A 16,688-nucleotide genomic window follows, 5' to 3' on the forward strand; every position below is an offset into this window, starting at 1 on the left:
ATCTAGCGTCGCAGCAGCCGGAACGGGATGCCGGAGGCCAGTGCGCCGACATATTTCGGTTTCTGGTAGAGCCCGTTCAGCGAGATGCGGGGAAGCGTCGTCGGCGCGTCGAAGGAGCGGGGCGAGAGCGTGCCGGGTTCCGTCGTCACTGCGAGGCGGAAGCCAAGCTCCTTGGCGATGCGGTGTTCGCGTGACGAGACGGCGGCGCGGTCGCCATAGGGGTAGGCGAAGGTTTCCGGGCGGTGGCCGATGATCGCGGCGATGCGGTCGGCCGATTCATCCATCTCGCGGCGGGCTTCCTCGTCGCTGAGGCGCGCCAGCGACCGGTGGCTGACCGTATGGGCGCCGATCGAGGCGAGGGGGTTGAGCACGAGGCTTTTCAACTCCGGTTCGCGCATGACGAGCCGTTCGGTGATCATCATCGGATCGATGCCGTGCGCCTTTGCGGCCGTATCGAGCCTTTCGATCGCGGCCGCCTCCTCTGTTTCCACCTGAACGAAGCGGGTCATCCGGCTGAAGGCTGCCTGCTTCTGGAAGGGCGTGGCAAGCGGCATGGTGACCGCGCCGGTGCCGAAATCGAACTCCAGATGCGGCGCCACGCGCAACAACTCCGTCAGCGTCTCCCACCAGATACCATGTGTCTTGCAGCAGAAGCCCGGCGCCACGAACACCGTGAACGGCACCTTGTGGCGGGTAAAGACCGGCTGGGCGTGCATGGCGTTGTTGCGATAGCCGTCGTCAAGCGTGAAGGCCGCAAAACGCTCGCCGGGCCGCGCAATGGCAAGACGCGCCGGCATGTCGGCAAGCGCCACGAACTGGTAGCCTTCCTCGCGCAGATGCTCGATCGCCGCCTCGAGGAATTCGGGGGTTATTTCCAAATGCGCATTGGGATCGAAGACGTGCGGCACCTTCGGGCGCACATGATGCAGCGTAAAGATCGCGCCCATGCCGCGCGCCGTGGACATCAGCCCGGCGCGGCCCGCAAAGTGCGCAAACTCCAGCCCGCCGGTGATGACGGCGCGCTTGAGCCCCTGGCGCATGACATTGCGGATTGGCATGTTTTTTCGGTCTTTCCTGTCGTTTCCTGGCCGTTATCGCATCCGGTCGGTATCCGATGGGTTAACAACGGCTTTCCTGTGGCGCGGCGGTGCCGCCCGCCCGGACTGGAAGGTGAGGATGCGAACCACCTCCATCATGATGGTTGTGACAGCGTCGAACATTGTCTCGTTCTCCATGCGTTTGAACTGCATGGATTGTCCGCCCGCTTGCCTCTTTCGCTCAAACGAGTTTATCGTCGATCTCGAATGACTTGAGGTTATGCGATGAAACGCGGACGGCTGCCCCTGACGGCGCTGAGAAGTTTCGAGGCGGCGGGCCGGCTTGGAAGTTTTACGCTTGCCGCCGACGAACTGCTGGTGTCGCAGGCCGCCGTCAGCCGGCAGGTGAAGGAGCTGGAGGCCGAACTCGGCAAGCAGCTGTTCGAGCGGCGCCACCGCAACGTCCGCCTGACACCATCCGGCCGCGCACTTCTCGACGTGCTGTCCCGCGCCTTCGATGCCATGGATGCCAGCCTGTCGGAAATTCGCGGTCGCCGGGGTGGCGGGCTGTTGGAAATCAGCGCAGAGCCCTCCTTCGCCGCCTGCTGGCTCGTGCCGCATCTCGACGATTTCCATGCCGACCATCCCGAGATCGACGTCGTGGTCGATTCCGACGCGCGGCTTATCGAGTTCCGCACGCAGGATGCCGAGATCGCCATTCGTCACGGGGCGGATGCAAAGGCCTGGCCGCGGGCCGTAGCCGACCACCTGGCGGATGTGGAAATGGTGCCGGTGATGATGCCGTGCCTGCTGGCGGATGGCCCGCCCCTGAACGAACCCGCCGACCTTCTGGCCTACACCCTGCTGCACGAGGAGAACCGCAGCGCCTGGCAGCACTGGTTTGCCACCGCAGGTCTGCCGGACGCGGCCCGCGGGCGCGCCCAGATTTTCACGGAAGGCAATCTGGTGCTGCAGGCGGCGCTACGTGGCCACGGCGTTGCCTTGGTCGACCGGTCCTTCGCCGCCGAGGATCTGGCCGAGGGCCGCCTGGTGCAGCCCTTCGACATCTCGATTCCCTTTGGCGCCTATTGGCTGGTCGCCCGCGACTTCAAACGCCTATCACCGGAGGCGCGCGCCTTCCGGGAATGGCTGTTGCAGAGTTTTGGCGTGGGAGGCGGGGAGGGCGTTTAAGCCTTCGTCCCACCCACCGTGATCTGGTCCATCCGAAGATGCGGCTGGCCGACGCCGACCGGCACCCATTGGCCGGCCTTGCCGCAATTGCCGATGCCGGTGTCGAGCTTGGTGTCGTTGCCGACCATCGAGACGCGGCGCATGGCGTCCGGGCCGTTGCCGATCAGCATGGCACCCTTGACCGGCGCCGTTACCTTGCCGTTTTCGATCAGGTAGGCTTCGGTGCAGCCGAAGACGAACTTGCCCGACGTGATGTCCACCTGGCCGCCGCCGAAGGAGACGGCGTAGATGCCGTTCTTCACCGAGGCGATGATCTCGTCCGGCGTCTTGTCGCCGGAGAGCATGTAGGTGTTGGTCATGCGCGGCATGGGGCGATAGGCATAGCCTTGCCGACGGCCGTTACCGGTCGCCTTCATGCCCATCAGGCGCGCATTCTGCCGGTCCTGCATGTAACCGACCAGCTTGCCGTCCTCGATCAGCACATTGTAGGCCGACGGGGTGCCTTCATCATCGACCGTGATCGAGCCGCGCCGGTTGTCGATCGTGCCGTCATCGACGACAGTGACGCCCTTGGAGGCGACCTGTTCGCCAAGCAGGCCGGCGAAGGCCGAGGTCTTCTTGCGGTTGAAGTCGCCCTCCAGGCCATGGCCGACGGCCTCGTGCAGCATAACGCCCGGCCAGCCGGAGGCGAGCACCACATCCATCGTGCCGGCCGGCGCCTCGACGGCTTCGAGATTGACCAGTGCCTGGCGCAGCGCATCGTCGGCGCCCGCCCGCCAGCTTTCCTGGGTTAGGAAGGCGTCGAAGGTCGTGCGGCCGCCGATGCCGTAGCTGCCGGTCTCCTGACGATCGCCAACACCTGCGACGACGGAAATGTTGATGCGGGTCATCGGGCGCACGTCGGTGACGCGGTGTCCGTCGGCGCGCAGGATGTTGACGACCTGCCAGCTCGCGGCGATCGATGCCGTCACCTGCCGCACCTTCGGGTCCTTGTCGCGCAGATAGGCGTCGATCTCGGTGAGCAGCGCCACCTTCTGCTCGAAGGTCGGCGCGCCGATCGGGTTGTCCGCGGTGTAAAGCTGGCGGTTCGTGCCCTGCGGCGCGTCCGTATAGTCGCCGGAGTAACCACGCGTCACGGCGCCGGCCGCATCGGAGGCCCGCTTCAGCGCGGCGAGCGTCATCTCGCCGGAATGCGCATAGCCGACCGCTTCGCCGGCAACGGCGCGCAGGCCAAAACCCTGGTCGGTGTTGAAGCTGCCGCCCTTGAGGCGGCCATTGTCGAAGGAGAGCGACTCGGCCTGTGCGTGCTCGAGGAAGAGCTCGCCGTCGTCCGCGTTTTTCAGCGTCTCCCGGAGCATCGCCTGCACGGACGCCTCGTCGGCATCGAAGAGGGAGAGGAGGTCGGTGTTCATGAGAGGCTCCGCAAGCATTTATGTACGGGCTTCATGTAAGTCCCCCGGCGGCGGGCGGCAAGCCCGCCGGGTGATTGCTTACGGCAGCGCGTCGTAGCCCTCGCCGAAACCCTTGAGGTCGACGGGGATGCCGATGCCTTCTTCCGGCGACTGGAAGACGATGAAGGTGGCGGTCGCGCCCGAGCGGAAGGTCTTGAGGAGTTCGTCCTCGAGAACCACTTCCGCGTAGCAGCCATCCGCGAAGCAGCGCACGAAGTAGGCGCGGCCGATATCCTTGCCGTCGACATTGAGGCCAAGTCCGTTCGGCAGCAACACGCCAAGGGGAGCCAGCACGCGAAGAATCTTCGCCTTGCGGTCGGCGGTCTTCAGCACGACGACGGAGAGGCCGAGTTCCGGCCGGTCTTCAGCCAGCACGTTCTGCATCAGCGCGCACTGTTCGCCGGAGGCGCCGGCCGGCTGATCGCAGACGATCGACCAGGCGCCATGGTTCGATTTCACCGTGCCGGGCTGCTGGGCCACTGAGGCGGACGGAAGCGCCGCGGCGCCGAGCCCGAGCGCGGCGAGGCCAAATGCCGCCCGGGACAGCCGGGAAAGGGAAGGAAAACCCATGAAAACCTCGAAAATCTCGAATCAGTCGCGGTATATTTGAAGGGGCGGCGGCGAAATGAAAAGCCCCAAGCGCTCCTTTCCGATTGATTGAAGGCGGAAATTGGACGTGGCGCGGACACTTTATAATATAGCGCGGCCTCGCCGTGCCGCCGCCGCGCAAAACGGCGAGGGAAGGGGCTTCGGCCGGGATCGCCGCGGCCAAACCTTTCATGCTATAGGGAAATGTGAAGAAACTGTGGGGTTCCGCCCTAGGCTTTTGCTTTTGCGCAAAAATGCCGCATGGGGGGTCGCCCATGGCGGTTGCGGCGAGCATGAAACTGTGGTTTTAAGCACTCAGTATAGCAGGGATTCTGCGCGCCTGTTTGATCCCAATCAAACGCCTTGGGGAGATACGTTGTGAAAAACAAAGCTTTTGCAGTTCTGGCCGCTCTCGGCTGTCTGCTTTTTGCTTCGACCGCTTTTGCTGATCAGCCGTTCGCGTGGCAGAAGGGCCTTCAGGCCCCCGCAACCGCGATGATGGAAGAGATTCGCTGGTTCGAGCAGTACACACTCTGGTTTATCGTACCGGTCACCCTGCTCGTCCTCGTCCTGCTCATCATCGTCGTCGTGAAGTTCCGCGAAAGCGCAAACCCGGTCCCGTCCAAGACCAGCCACAACACGGCGATCGAAATCGTCTGGACGCTCGGCCCGGTCGTTGCTCTCCTGTTTCTGGCGGTCCCCTCCTTCCAGCTCCTCAACAAGCAGCTTGCGCCCACCGAAGAGCCGGAATTGACCATCAAGGCGACCGGCTACCAGTGGTACTGGGGTTATGAATACCAGGTCGGCGAAAGCCCGCTCTCCTTCGACAGCCTGCTCCTGCAGGACAGCGACCGCGCCAGCGCCGGCAAGGAAGACAAGGCTGTCTATCCGCGCCTTCTCACTGTCGACAACGAACTCGTCGTTCCGGTCGGCAAACATGTCCGTCTCCTCGTCACCGCCGCCGACGTGATCCACGCCTACGCCATGCCGTCCTTCGGCATCAAGATCGATGCTGTTCCGGGCCGTCTGAACGAGACCTGGTTCAAGGCCGATCGCGAAGGCCTGTTCTACGGCCAGTGTTCCGAGCTCTGCGGCAAGGACCACGCGTTCATGCCGATCGCCATCCGCGTCGTCTCGCAGGAGAAGTACGATACCTGGCTTGCTGCCGCCGCGACGAATGTCGGCGAGGCAAACAAGGCCCTGATGGCGTCTGTCGACGGTGCGGACAAGTCCGTCAACGTCGCCCAGAACGCCGCGCAGTAATTCCAAGGGAGTCTGATCCATGGCCGGAACATCCGCTGCCCACGGCGATCACCACGATCACCACGAACACAAGCCGCTCACCTTCTTTCAGCGTTGGTTCCTCTCGACCAACCACAAGGATATCGGCACCCTCTACCTGATCTTCGCGATCTGTGCGGGCATCATCGGCGGCACGCTGTCGGTGGTGATGCGCATGGAGCTGCAGGAGCCGGGCATCCAGATCTTCCACGGCTTGGCCTCGATGGTCTACGGCTTCGAAGGTGACGCTGCCATCGACGGCGGCAAGCACATGTTCAACGTCTTCACGACGGCGCATGCGCTCATCATGATCTTCTTCATGGTCATGCCGGCGCTCATCGGCGGCTTCGCCAACTGGATGGTGCCGATCATGATCGGCGCGCCGGACATGGCGTTCCCGCGCATGAACAACATCTCGTTCTGGCTGATCATCCCGGCCTTCCTGCTCGTGCTGCTCTCGATGTTCGTCGAAGGTCCGGCGGGTGGTTATGGCGCAGGTGGCGGCTGGACGATCTATCCACCATTCTCCACTGCGGGCCAGCCTGGTCCTGCCATGGACTTCGTGATCCTCGGCCTGCACATTGCCGGCGCATCCTCGATCCTCGGTGCGATCAACTTCATCACCACGATCCTGAACATGCGCGCTCCGGGCATGACGCTGCACAAGATGCCGCTCTTCGCCTGGTCGGTTCTGATCACCGCCTTCCTGCTTCTGCTCTCGCTGCCGGTTCTGGCAGGCGGCATCACCATGCTGCTCACCGACCGCAACTTCGGCACGGCCTTCTTCGCGCCGGAAAACGGTGGTGACCCGATCCTCTTCCAGCATCTGTTCTGGTTCTTCGGTCACCCGGAAGTGTACATTCTGATCCTGCCCGGTTTCGGCATCGTCAGCCACATCGTGTCGACCTTCTCGCGGAAGCCGATCTTCGGCTATCTCGGCATGGCCTACGCCATGGTCGCCATCGGCGCCGTCGGCTTCATCGTGTGGGCGCACCACATGTACACGGTCGGCATGTCGCTCGACACGCAGCGCTACTTCGTCTTCGCCACGATGGTCATCGCGGTTCCGACGGGCATCAAGATCTTCTCGTGGATCGCGACGATGTGGGGTGGCTCGATCCGCTTCACGACGCCGATGGTCTGGGCGATCGGCTTCATCTTCCTGTTCACCGTCGGCGGCGTCACGGGCGTCCAGCTCGCAAACGCCGGCCTCGACCGCGCCCTGCACGACACCTACTACGTGGTTGCCCACTTCCACTACGTTCTGTCGCTCGGCGCCGTCTTCGCCATCTTCGCAGCTTGGTATTACTGGTTCCCGAAGATGACCGGCTACATGTACTCGGAATTCCTCGGCAAGCTGCACTTCTGGGTGATGTTCGTGGGCGTGAACCTCGTGTTCTTCCCGCAGCACTTCCTCGGCCTCGCCGGCATGCCGCGCCGCTACATCGACTATCCGGATGCATTCGCCGGCTGGAACGCGGTTTCGTCCTACGGTTCGTACATCTCGGCCTTCGGCGTCCTGATCTTCCTCTTCTGCGTCTTCGAAGCTTTCGCCAAGAAGCGCGTCGCTGGCGACAACCCGTGGGGTGAAGGTGCAAACACGCTGGAATGGCAGCTGTCTTCGCCGCCGCCGTTCCACCAGTGGGAACAGCTCCCGAAGATCAAGTAAGATCTTTCAACACTTGGGCCGCCGGCAACGGCGGCCCTGTCACTACCAAGAGACGACGGAAAGAACATGGCGGTCATCGAGCATCACGATACAGCAGCGGGCAGCGGCGAGGTCTATCTCTCCGAAGCATCGCCGCGTGACTTCTTCGAACTGCTGAAGCCGCGCGTCATGTCGCTCGTCGTCTTCACGGCCTTTGCCGGCCTGGTCGTCGCACCGGGCACGATCAATCCGTTCATCGGCGCCATAGCGATCCTCTGTATCGCCGTGGGCGCCGGTGCATCCGGTGCCCTCAACATGTGGTACGACGCGGATATCGACGCGATCATGACCCGCACGGCCACCCGTCCCATTCCCTCCGGCCGCATCCGCCCGGAAGAAGCGCTCGCCTTCGGCCTGACGCTCTCCGCGTTTTCGGTCGCGATCCTCGGTCTTGCCGTCAACTGGCTTGCCGCTGGCCTGCTCGCCTTCACCATTTTCTTCTACGCCGTCGTCTATACGATGTGGCTGAAGCGCTCGACGCCGCAGAACATCGTCATCGGCGGTGCTGCCGGCGCCTTCCCGCCGATGATCGGCTGGGCCTGTGTCACCGGCGGCGTCTCGATCGAGAGCACCGTGCTCTTCCTCATCACCTTCCTCTGGACGCCGGCGCATTTCTGGGCGCTCGCACTCTTCAAGATGCGCGACTACGAGGCCGTCGGCGTGCCGATGCTGCCGAACGTCTCGGGCGAGTGGACGACGAAGGTGCAGATCCTGATCTATGCCGTCCTGACCGCCGTCATCGCCGTCGTGCCGACCTTCCTCGGCTTTGCGAGCATCGGCTACGGTCTCTTTGCCGCAGCGCTTGGCCTCGGCTTCGTGTGGTACTCTGTCGGCGTGTTGCGCATGCCGGAAGGCGACCGCGCGATGGTGCCGGCCAAGAAACTTTTCGCCTTCTCCATCGTCTATCTGTTTGCGGTCTTCTCCGGCCTGATGGTCGATCACCTGATCGCGTCATTCGGATGGGTATAGTCATGGAAACGGTAAATCTTACGGAACGCCAGAAGAAGTCTCGCCGCGGCCGCAACATTGCGCTCGGCGTGGTGCTGCTGGGCCTCGTCGTGCTGTTCTACATTGTCACGCTGGTGAAGTTCGCCGGCGGAATGGCGGGCTGAGCATGAGCGAGACGCAAAAGACTGAAAAGACGAGAATGGGCAACGGCGCGGTCGTCGCGATGTGCTGTTCCTTCGTCATCGGCATGGGCGCAATGGCCTATGCCGCCGTGCCGCTCTACGAAATGTTCTGCAAGGTGACGGGTTACGGCGGCACGACGCAGCGCGTCGAGCAGGCGTCCGATGTCATCCTCGACAAGAAGATCAAGGTGCGGTTCGACGCCAATGTCGGCCCGGGCCTCGCCTGGACCTTCGAGCCGGTGCAGCGCGAAGTCGAGATGAAGATCGGCGAGACCGTTCAGGTCATGTACAAGGCCCGCAACATGGCCACGAAGGCGACGACCGGCCAGGCGACGTTCAACGTCACGCCGCAGGCCGCCGGCGCCTATTTCAACAAGGTCCAGTGCTTCTGCTTCACCGAGACAACGCTGAAGCCGGGCGAGGAACTCATCATGCCCGTGGTCTTCTTCGTCGATCCGGAGATCGTCAAGCCGGTCGAGACCAAGGGCATCCACACGATCACGCTGTCCTATACCTTCTATCCGCATGAGGCGTCGAAGCCGGTGGCTTCGGCTGTGGACGTGAAGACGGACGACGCGAACAAGCTTTGAAATACATACGTTTCCGGCTATGCCGGGAGCCGAACGCGATATATTCGGGGACAAGCAAATGGCCGATGCGCATCAGAAGAAACACGACTACCACATCATCGACCCCAGCCCGTGGCCGCTTCTCGCCTCCATCGGCGCCTTTGTCATGGCGCTCGGCGGCATCGGCTACATGCGCTACATTTCCGGCGGCGCGTTCCACCTGTTCGGCGCCAACCTCGCCAATCCGTGGATCTTCTATATCGGTCTGCTGATCGTGCTCTACACCATGTATGCCTGGTGGGCGGACACGGTGAAGGAAGCGCATGAGGGCCACCACACCCGCGTTGTCGCGCTGCACCTGCGCTACGGCATGATCATGTTCATCGCCTCCGAAGTGATGTTCTTCGTTGCCTGGTTCTGGGCCTTCTTCGACGCCAGCCTGTTCCCGGGCGAAGCCATCCAGGCTGCACGCGTCGAGCATACCGGCGGCGTCTGGCCGCCGCAGGGCATCGAGGTCCTCGACCCCTGGCACCTGCCGCTCTACAACACCGTCATCCTGCTGCTTTCGGGCACCTGCGTGACCTGGGCGCACCATGCCCTGCTGCACAACGACCGCAAGGGCCTCATCAATGGCCTCGCGCTGACCGTCGTGCTCGGCATGCTGTTCTCCTTCGTCCAGGCCTACGAATACGCCCACGCACCGTTCGCCTTCAAGGATTCGATCTACGGCGCGACCTTCTTCATGGCGACCGGCTTCCATGGTTTCCACGTTCTGGTCGGCACGATCTTCCTGATCGTCTGCCTCATCCGCGCCATACGCGGCGACTTTACCCCGAAGCAGCATTTCGGCTTCGAGGCCGCCGCCTGGTACTGGCACTTCGTTGACGTCGTCTGGCTCTTCCTCTTCTTCTCCATCTACATCTGGGGTGGCTGGGGCGCGCCGATCGCTCATATGTGATCAGCCGATACGAGATTTCCGAACGGCCGCAGCGATGCGGCCGTTTGCTTTTGGGGCACTGCCCGGCCGCTTTGTCGCAGCTTTTCGGTTGGACGCGGCGCCACGCGGGCGCTACCTATCGGGAATGCGGCCGTCAGGCCGAAAGACCTGTTTGATTGGACTTGCATCATGGACGAGGACAAGGCGCTCTTTCCGCCCGTCGACCCCTTCAGCGCCGGCGCGCGCGGCTGTTGCCCGCGCTGCGGCCAGGGCAAGCTGTTCGACGGTCTGCTGAAGGTGCGGCCGGCCTGCACGAATTGCGGGCTCGACTATTCCTTCGCCGATTCGGGTGACGGCCCGGTCGTCTTCGTGCTGCTGATCGTCGGTTTCATCGTCGTCGGTGCAGCACTATGGGCGGAGGTGAACTATGCCCTGCCGATGTGGCTGCATTTCGTCCTGTGGGTCCCGCTGGCGATCGGCCTCGGCCTGTGGCTGACACGCATCCTCAAGGGCCTGCTGATCACCCTGCAATACAAGAACAATGCCCGGCCGGGCGAGATCGACCGTGGCTGAGGTGCCCGCGAGCCATATGCCGCACGATGGCAAGGGCCGGGGCCGGGGCAAGGCGATCCTGGCCGGCATCGCCTTCCTCATCGCGCTCGCCATCCTGCTGTCGCTCGGTACCTGGCAGATGCAACGGCTCGCCTGGAAGGACCAGCTCCTCGCCGACATCGCCGAGCGCCGTGTCGCGGCCCCGCTGGCGCTTGCCGATCTCGAGGCGATGGCCGCGAAGGGCCAGGACATCGAGTACCGCCCCGTCACCGTATCGGGCGTCTTCGCCAACAACCGGGAACGCCACTTCTTCGCCACCTGGCGTGGCCAGACCGGCTACTACGTCTATACGCCGCTCCAGCTTGCCGACGGCCGCTTCCTCTTCGTCAACCGTGGCTTCGTGCCCTTCGAAGCGAAGGAGCCGGAGATGCGCAAGCAGGGCCAGTTAACCGGTGAGCAGACCGTGACAGGTCTCGCCCGCGCTCGCCTTGCCAAAAAGCCGTCCTCCATCGTGCCGGACAACGATCTTTCCAAGAACATCTTCTATTGGAAGGATCTTGGCGTCATGGCGTCGAGCGTCGATATTCCGGCCGACAGGCTGGTGCCATTCTTCGTCGATGCCGGCGATGCGCTGAACCCCAAGGGCCTGCCGATCGGCGCCGTCACCCAGTTCGACCTGCCGAACAATCATCTGCAGTATGCCGTCACCTGGTACGGCCTTGCCGCAGCGCTTGTCGGCGTCGCGCTCTACGCGCTCTTCCGGCGAAAAGACGATCGCCCGACGTCCTGAAATGTCTTAGAAAAGGCGAGGGGACAAAAGGGGCAAAGACATGCAGACACTCGCGACCATACTCGTGGCGATCATCGCCCTCGAACACGTCTACATCCTCGTCCTCGAAATGTTCCTCTGGAGGACGCCCAAGGGCCTCAAGGCCTTCGGCATGACGCCGGCGCAGGCGGAGGCCACAAAGGTCCTCGCCGCCAACCAGGGCCTCTATAACGGCTTCCTCGCCGCCGGCCTGTTCTGGTCACTCGTCCACCCCGATCCGGCCTTCGCCTACCAGATCAAATTGTTTTTCCTTGGCGCGGTCGTGGTCGCCGGCCTATATGGGGGCGCAACGGCCTCGCGGAAAATTTTGGTCATCCAGGCGCTTCCCGCGGCCATCGCCCTTGTTGCTGTCCTGATTGCCGGATAACCGATGCGCATGATTGAAAACCGTTCGGACTTGACCATCAGGCTGTGTGGCCCGCGTGGCTTCTGCGCTGGCGTCGACCGCGCCATCCAGATCGTCGTGCTGGCGCTGAAGGCCTATGGCGCGCCGGTCTATGTGCGCCACGAGATCGTGCACAACCGCTATGTCGTGGAAGGCCTGGAGGCCAAGGGAGCGATCTTCGTCGAGGAACTCGACGAGATCCCGGAAGAACACCGCAAGCAGCCGGTCGTCTTCTCCGCCCATGGCGTGCCGAAGTCGGTTCCGGCAGATGCCGAGAGCCGCAACCTGTTCTATCTCGATGCGACCTGCCCGCTCGTCTCCAAGGTCCACAAGCAGGCGATGCGCCACCAGCGGCTCGGCCGCCATGTCGTGCTGATCGGCCATGCCGGCCACCCGGAAGTCATCGGCACGATGGGCCAGTTGCCGGATGGCTCCGTCGACCTCATCGAGACCGTCGAGGACGCAGATAAATACGTGCCGCCGGATCCGGACAATCTCGGTTTCGTCACCCAGACGACGCTCTCCGTCGATGATACGGCCGGCGTCATCAAGCGCCTGCACGAGCGCTTCCCGAATCTCACCGCACCCGCCGCCGATTCGATCTGCTATGCCACCACCAACCGGCAGGAGGCCGTCAAGCAGGCTGCGCCCGGCTGCGACCTCTTTCTGATCGTTGGTGCGCCGAACTCGTCGAATTCCAAGCGCCTCGTCGAAGTGGCGCTCAGGGCCGGTGCCACGAAGTCCGTGCTGGTGCAGCGCGCCTCCGAAATCGACTGGGAGACGATCGGCGATATCAGAACCGTCGGCCTGTCGGCTGGCGCGTCCGCGCCGGAAGTCATCGTCAACGAGATCATCGAGGCGTTTCGCGCCCGCTACAATGCGGTGGTGGAGCTTGCCGATACGGTCGAGGAAAACGAACACTTCCTCGTCAATCGCGAGCTGCGCAGCATTGAACTCACCTCCGCCGACATGGCCTTCGTCAATGGGGAGTGAGGCCGCGAACACCTGTTCGCCGGCCTCCGTCCCTGATTTCACCCCGCAAGCCTGAGAGCCGCCGTGGCCGTCTATACCGATATCACCGAAGATGATCTTTCCCGCTTCCTGACCGCCTATGACGCCGGCACGCTGACGTCCTACAAGGGCATTGCCGAGGGCGTGGAGAACACCAACTTCCTGCTGCACACCACGAAGGGCGCCTTCATCCTGACGCTCTACGAAAAGCGTGTCGACCGCAGCGACCTGCCGTTCTTCCTCGGCCTGATGCACCATCTGGCGGAGCGCGGCCTGTCGTGCCCCCTGCCGCTGCCGCGCAATGACGGCGCACTGCTCGGCGAACTCTCCGGCCGCCCGGCCGCGATGATCTCCTTCCTCGAAGGCATGTGGCTGCGCAAGCCCTCGGCACAACATTGCCGAGAAGTTGGCCGCGCGCTCGCCGAGATGCACCTTGCCGGCGCGGGCTTCGAGATCACCCGCCCGAACGCGCTCTCTGTCGGCGGCTGGCGGCCGCTCTGGGACAAGTCCGCCGACCGTGTCGACGAAGTGGAAAAAGGCCTTCAGGACGAGATTGCCGGCGAGCTGGCTTACCTGGAAACAAACTGGCCCAAAAACCTGCCGGCCGGTATCATCCATGCCGATCTTTTCCCGGACAACGTCTTCTTCCTCGGCGACGAGCTGTCCGGCGTGATCGATTTCTACTTCGCCTGCAACGACCTGCTCGCCTACGACGTCGCCATCTGCCTCAACGCCTGGTGCTTCGAGAAGGACGGTGCGTTCAACCTCACCAAGGGCATGGCGCTGCTTGCCGGCTACGAAAGCGTGCGCCCGCTCTCGGACGACGAGGCCGCTGCCCTGCCACTGCTGGCGCGCGGCTCGGCGCTGCGCTTCTTCCTGACGCGGCTCTACGACTGGCTGATGACGCCGCCCGGCGCATTGGTCGTCAAGAAGGATCCGCTCGAATATCTGCGCAAACTGCGCTTCCACCGGCAGGTAGCAAACCCTGCGGAATACGGTCTTTCCCGATGAAACATGTCGATATCTACACGGACGGCGCCTGCTCGGGCAACCCGGGTCCCGGCGGCTGGGGCGCGGTGATGCGCTACGGCGACGTCGAGAAGGAACTCTCCGGCGGCGAGGCCGATACCACCAACAACCGCATGGAGCTTTCCGCAGCACTCGCGGCCCTCGACGCGCTGAAATCGCCCTGCGAGGTCGATCTCTACACCGACTCGAAATACGTCATGGACGGCATTTCGAAATGGATTTTCGGCTGGAAGAAAAACGGCTGGAAGACCGCCGACAAGAAACCGGTGAAGAACGGCGACCTTTGGCAGGCGCTGGACGCTGCGCGGCTGCGCCACAAGGTCGAGTGGCACTGGGTCAAGGGCCACGCCGGCCACCCGGAAAACGAACGCGCCGACGAACTCGCCCGCACGGGCATGGCACCGTTCAAGCGTTGACGCGCCACTGGTAAAATCCCGCACGCTGTCGTTAGATCATCGCACGCGAATGCTAGCGATGCGCTGGCTGCGAAAGGGAACCATGCCGTGAACAAGACGTTTTCCGCCTGCCTGTTTGTTTTGAGCCTGTCCTTCACCGTGCTGCCTGCGCAGGCGACGGACCTGACGGTTATGACCTTCAATATCTGGGGCGGCGGCGCCAATGCGGACAAGCCGGTCGACGAGACGGTCGCGGTGATCAAGGCGGTCAATCCGGACATCATCGGCATGCAGGAGACGCGGGTGGAGCCGGAAAACTGCACGGCGGAATCCTGTGCGGCGGCTGGCGAAAGCGTGGCAGCGAAGATCGCCGAAAAGCTCGGTTATCATTACTACGACCAGAAGAAGAGCAACGTCGCTCTGTGGGCGAATGCGGTACTGAGCCGCTATCCGATCGGCAAGGCGACGTCGAACGACCTTGGTGTCGAGATCGACGTCGAGGGCCGCAAGGTCGCCGTCTTCAACATTCACCTCACGGACTATCCCTACCAGCCCTACCAGCTTCTCAATATCGAATATGGCGCCGCTCCCTATCTGAAGACGGGGGAGGAGGCCGTCGCTGCCGCCAAGGCCGCACGCGGGCCGGCGCTCGATCTTCTGGAGAGTGACCTGAAGGAGCTGTCTGGCGCCGATGCCGCCTTTTTGTTCGGGGATTTCAACGAGCCTTCCCACCGTGACTGGACGGCGGAAGCCGTCGCGACAAAACTACAGCCGCTTGTCGTACCCTATCCAACGACGACTCGCATCGAGGCTGCCGGCTTTGTCGATCTCTTCCGGGCAAAAAACACCGACGTGGTGGCGAAACCCGGCTTCACCTGGACGCCGACAAGCGAGCCGACTGCGACCGACGACCATCATGATCGTATCGATTTCACCTTCGGCAGGGCACGGAATCTTGTCGTCGTCGAGGCGGACATCGTGGGGGAAAAGGCACCGGAGGCGGATATCGTCGTCACGCCATGGCCGTCCGATCATCGTGCCAGTATGGCACGGGTACAATTCTGATCCCGGGGCTGTACCCCGGGATCGTGTTCAATCGGCTCAAAGCTGCTCGATCATCGCCGCAGCGCCCGAGACAGTCGCCTGGCCGGGGCTTTCCTCGACGTTCAGGCTCTTCACCACGCCGTCTTCGACGAGCATGGAATAGCGCTTGGAACGAACGCCCAGCGTGCCGGCGGAGAGGTCTACGTCCATGCCCAGCGCCTTGGTGAAGGCGGCGTCCCAGTCGGCGAGGAAGCGCAGCTTGCCGGCGCCGCCGGTCGATGTGGCCCAGGCGCCCATGACGTGGTGGTCGTTGACGGAGATGACGGCGATGTCGTCGACGCCCTTGGCGAGGATGGCGTCGCGGTTCTCGAGATAACCGGGCAGGTGGTTCAGCGAGCAGGTCGGCGTAAAGGCGCCCGGCACGGCGAAGAGCACGACGCGCTTGCCCTTGAACAGGTCCTCGGTTGCGATCTCGGCGGGGCCGTCCGGCGTGCGCTCCTTGAGCTTGAGGTCGGGCAGCTTGTCTCCAACGGCAATGGTCACGAGGCGTCTCCTGTCAGATAATCGTCATGGCGGGCGGCCGGAAGGGCCGTGCGACGGGACTATAGGCGACAGTCATTCGATGGCAAGCGGGCTTTCCATCGTCTTGTCGCCGGCGCGCAGGGTCAACTGGATCGGGTTCTTCGCAAGGTCGAACACTTTCGGCCTGCGCAGCACCGGTATGTCCGAAACGAGCGTGTCGCCATCGCGGCGGACCGGGCCGGCGGCGCCGAACTCGAAAGGCGCGCCGGAAAGGAAGACATCCGGAAGCGGGCCGTTTGCCGGCGCCTCGAAGCGCACCGTCACCATCTTGTTGTCCGCCGACCATTGGCCGGAAAGGGGCCGGAAGCCATCTTCCGCGCCGCCGGGAAGTGTCGCTTCGGCACCGGCGATCGCGGTTTCCTCCAGCGGATTGGCAAAACTCTCCGCGCTGGCATCGGCCGTCAGTTCGGCCTGCACGGGAATACAGATTTCCTTGCACACACCGAGGAAGATCGTCGCCTTGACCGCTCCGTCCACCTTGTCGAGCTTCATCGGCAGGCGAACCGGTTTGTCATAACCGATGTAATGGTTCTCGACATCTCCAAGCCGTTTCGGCGCGGGAAAGCCGACCGAGACGAGATTGGCTCCCGTCACGACAATCGATGGTGGAATGCCGCTGCCGCCCGGATCGCGCCAGTAGGTCTTCCAGCCGTCGTGCAAGCGAATGTCGAGCATGGCGCGCGTCGTGCCGTCGGCTGCCGGCAACGTGACGAGGCGCACGTCGCCGCCCGGCGTCTCGACCCAGGCAGAGGTCGCGGCCAGAGTGGCGGAGGGAAGGAAAAGCAGCGCGAGGGCGGCGGTTTGCAAGCGTTTCATGCTTCCACATCTAGCGCCGGTGCCCGCCGCTTTCCAGCAACAAACGCTCGCGCGTCAATCATAAAAGCTTGATCGCCCGTCCGATCACCGCTCGATCCTCCCAGGGCCGGTCTGCCGCACCGGCGAAAAAGAACGCTTTTCATTTGGCGGCGA

General features: G+C 63.3%; 19 protein-coding genes and 1 pseudogene. 14 read left to right on the plus strand and 6 right to left on the minus strand.

Going from position 1 to position 16,688, the window contains the following annotated elements; all coding sequences use genetic code 11:
* Positions 1-2: 2 nt before the first annotated feature.
* Positions 3-1,058 (minus strand): polysaccharide deacetylase family protein, encoded by a 1,056-nt coding sequence (locus ACT6VE_RS12255; RefSeq protein WP_444798880.1) that lies wholly within the window; start codon positions 1,056-1,058, stop codon positions 3-5.
* A 33-nt stretch (positions 1,059-1,091) separates the two neighbouring features.
* On the minus strand, positions 1,092-1,250 hold the full coding sequence (locus ACT6VE_RS12260; RefSeq protein WP_171902406.1) for a hypothetical protein: 159 nt from the start codon (positions 1,248-1,250) through the stop codon (positions 1,092-1,094).
* 72 nt (positions 1,251-1,322) lie between these two features.
* On the opposite strand from ACT6VE_RS12260, the gene ACT6VE_RS12265 reads away from it, so the two are divergent.
* Complete coding sequence (locus tag ACT6VE_RS12265) at positions 1,323-2,228, plus strand: LysR substrate-binding domain-containing protein (RefSeq protein WP_069059564.1); 906 nt, start codon at positions 1,323-1,325, stop codon at positions 2,226-2,228.
* On the opposite strand, the gene tldD is transcribed toward ACT6VE_RS12265, so the two are convergent.
* Both tldD and ACT6VE_RS12275 read right to left on the minus strand, forming a co-directional pair.
* Complete coding sequence (gene tldD, locus ACT6VE_RS12270) at positions 2,225-3,640, minus strand: metalloprotease TldD (protein WP_444798881.1); 1,416 nt, start codon at positions 3,638-3,640, stop codon at positions 2,225-2,227. The two genes, ACT6VE_RS12265 and tldD, sit on opposite strands and share 4 nt — an antisense overlap.
* A 78-nt stretch (positions 3,641-3,718) precedes the next feature.
* Positions 3,719-4,153 (minus strand): annotated as a pseudogene (locus tag ACT6VE_RS12275) (invasion associated locus B family protein); the annotation flags it as partial.
* 492 nt (positions 4,154-4,645) lie between these two features.
* On the opposite strand from ACT6VE_RS12275, the gene coxB reads away from it, so the two are divergent.
* From coxB to ACT6VE_RS12340, 13 genes are all read left to right on the plus strand, one after another.
* A complete protein-coding gene (gene coxB / locus ACT6VE_RS12280; protein WP_444798882.1) occupies positions 4,646-5,530 on the plus strand; it encodes a cytochrome c oxidase subunit II in 885 nt (294 codons plus the stop codon).
* Positions 5,531-5,549: 19 nt separating this feature from the next.
* On the plus strand, positions 5,550-7,217 hold the full coding sequence (gene ctaD / locus ACT6VE_RS12285) for a cytochrome c oxidase subunit I (protein ID WP_444798883.1): 1,668 nt from the start codon (positions 5,550-5,552) through the stop codon (positions 7,215-7,217).
* Between the two features lie 66 nt (positions 7,218-7,283).
* Positions 7,284-8,225, plus strand: coding sequence for a heme o synthase (locus ACT6VE_RS12290; protein ID WP_444798884.1), 942 nt, complete (start codon positions 7,284-7,286; stop codon positions 8,223-8,225).
* Positions 8,226-8,227: 2 nt separating this feature from the next.
* On the plus strand, positions 8,228-8,368 hold the full coding sequence (locus ACT6VE_RS12295; protein ID WP_444798885.1) for a hypothetical protein: 141 nt from the start codon (positions 8,228-8,230) through the stop codon (positions 8,366-8,368).
* A gap of 2 nt (positions 8,369-8,370) precedes the next feature.
* Complete coding sequence (locus tag ACT6VE_RS12300; protein ID WP_444798886.1) at positions 8,371-8,976, plus strand: cytochrome c oxidase assembly protein; 606 nt, start codon at positions 8,371-8,373, stop codon at positions 8,974-8,976.
* 58 nt (positions 8,977-9,034) lie between these two features.
* On the plus strand, positions 9,035-9,913 hold the full coding sequence (locus ACT6VE_RS12305; protein ID WP_444798887.1) for a cytochrome c oxidase subunit 3: 879 nt from the start codon (positions 9,035-9,037) through the stop codon (positions 9,911-9,913).
* Positions 9,914-10,081: 168 nt separating this feature from the next.
* Complete coding sequence (locus tag ACT6VE_RS12310) at positions 10,082-10,465, plus strand: DUF983 domain-containing protein (RefSeq protein ID WP_444798888.1); 384 nt, start codon at positions 10,082-10,084, stop codon at positions 10,463-10,465.
* Between the two features lie 16 nt (positions 10,466-10,481).
* Positions 10,482-11,234, plus strand: a complete 753-nt coding sequence (locus ACT6VE_RS12315; protein ID WP_444798990.1) for an SURF1 family protein — start codon at positions 10,482-10,484, stop codon at positions 11,232-11,234.
* Between the two features lie 40 nt (positions 11,235-11,274).
* Positions 11,275-11,640: a DUF1304 domain-containing protein gene (locus ACT6VE_RS12320; protein ID WP_444798889.1), complete on the plus strand. Its 366-nt coding sequence runs from the start codon at positions 11,275-11,277 to the stop codon at positions 11,638-11,640.
* A gap of 3 nt (positions 11,641-11,643) precedes the next feature.
* On the plus strand, positions 11,644-12,651 hold the full coding sequence (gene ispH, locus ACT6VE_RS12325; protein ID WP_444798890.1) for a 4-hydroxy-3-methylbut-2-enyl diphosphate reductase: 1,008 nt from the start codon (positions 11,644-11,646) through the stop codon (positions 12,649-12,651).
* A 63-nt stretch (positions 12,652-12,714) separates the two neighbouring features.
* Positions 12,715-13,680, plus strand: a complete 966-nt coding sequence (locus ACT6VE_RS12330; RefSeq protein WP_444798891.1) for a homoserine kinase — start codon at positions 12,715-12,717, stop codon at positions 13,678-13,680.
* Positions 13,677-14,114, plus strand: a complete 438-nt coding sequence (gene rnhA / locus ACT6VE_RS12335) for a ribonuclease HI (protein ID WP_444798892.1) — start codon at positions 13,677-13,679, stop codon at positions 14,112-14,114. Before ACT6VE_RS12330 ends, rnhA begins: the two co-directional genes overlap by 4 nt.
* 87 nt (positions 14,115-14,201) lie before the next feature.
* Complete coding sequence (locus ACT6VE_RS12340) at positions 14,202-15,158, plus strand: endonuclease/exonuclease/phosphatase family protein (protein ID WP_444798893.1); 957 nt, start codon at positions 14,202-14,204, stop codon at positions 15,156-15,158.
* 36 nt (positions 15,159-15,194) lie between these two features.
* Here the strand turns inward: ACT6VE_RS12340 and ACT6VE_RS12345 are convergent, their stop codons facing one another.
* Together ACT6VE_RS12345 and ACT6VE_RS12350 are read right to left on the minus strand one after the other, a co-directional pair.
* The gene (locus tag ACT6VE_RS12345; protein WP_444798894.1) at positions 15,195-15,680 is read right to left on the minus strand and encodes a peroxiredoxin; all 486 of its coding nucleotides are present in this window, start codon (positions 15,678-15,680) and stop codon (positions 15,195-15,197) included.
* Positions 15,681-15,752: 72 nt separating this feature from the next.
* On the minus strand, positions 15,753-16,535 hold the full coding sequence (locus tag ACT6VE_RS12350; protein WP_444798895.1) for a protein-disulfide reductase DsbD domain-containing protein: 783 nt from the start codon (positions 16,533-16,535) through the stop codon (positions 15,753-15,755).
* Positions 16,536-16,688 lie beyond the last annotated feature (153 nt).

The sequence above is a fragment of the Shinella sp. genome (assembly GCF_052438155.1).
Taxonomy (GTDB): domain Bacteria; phylum Pseudomonadota; class Alphaproteobacteria; order Rhizobiales; family Rhizobiaceae; genus Shinella.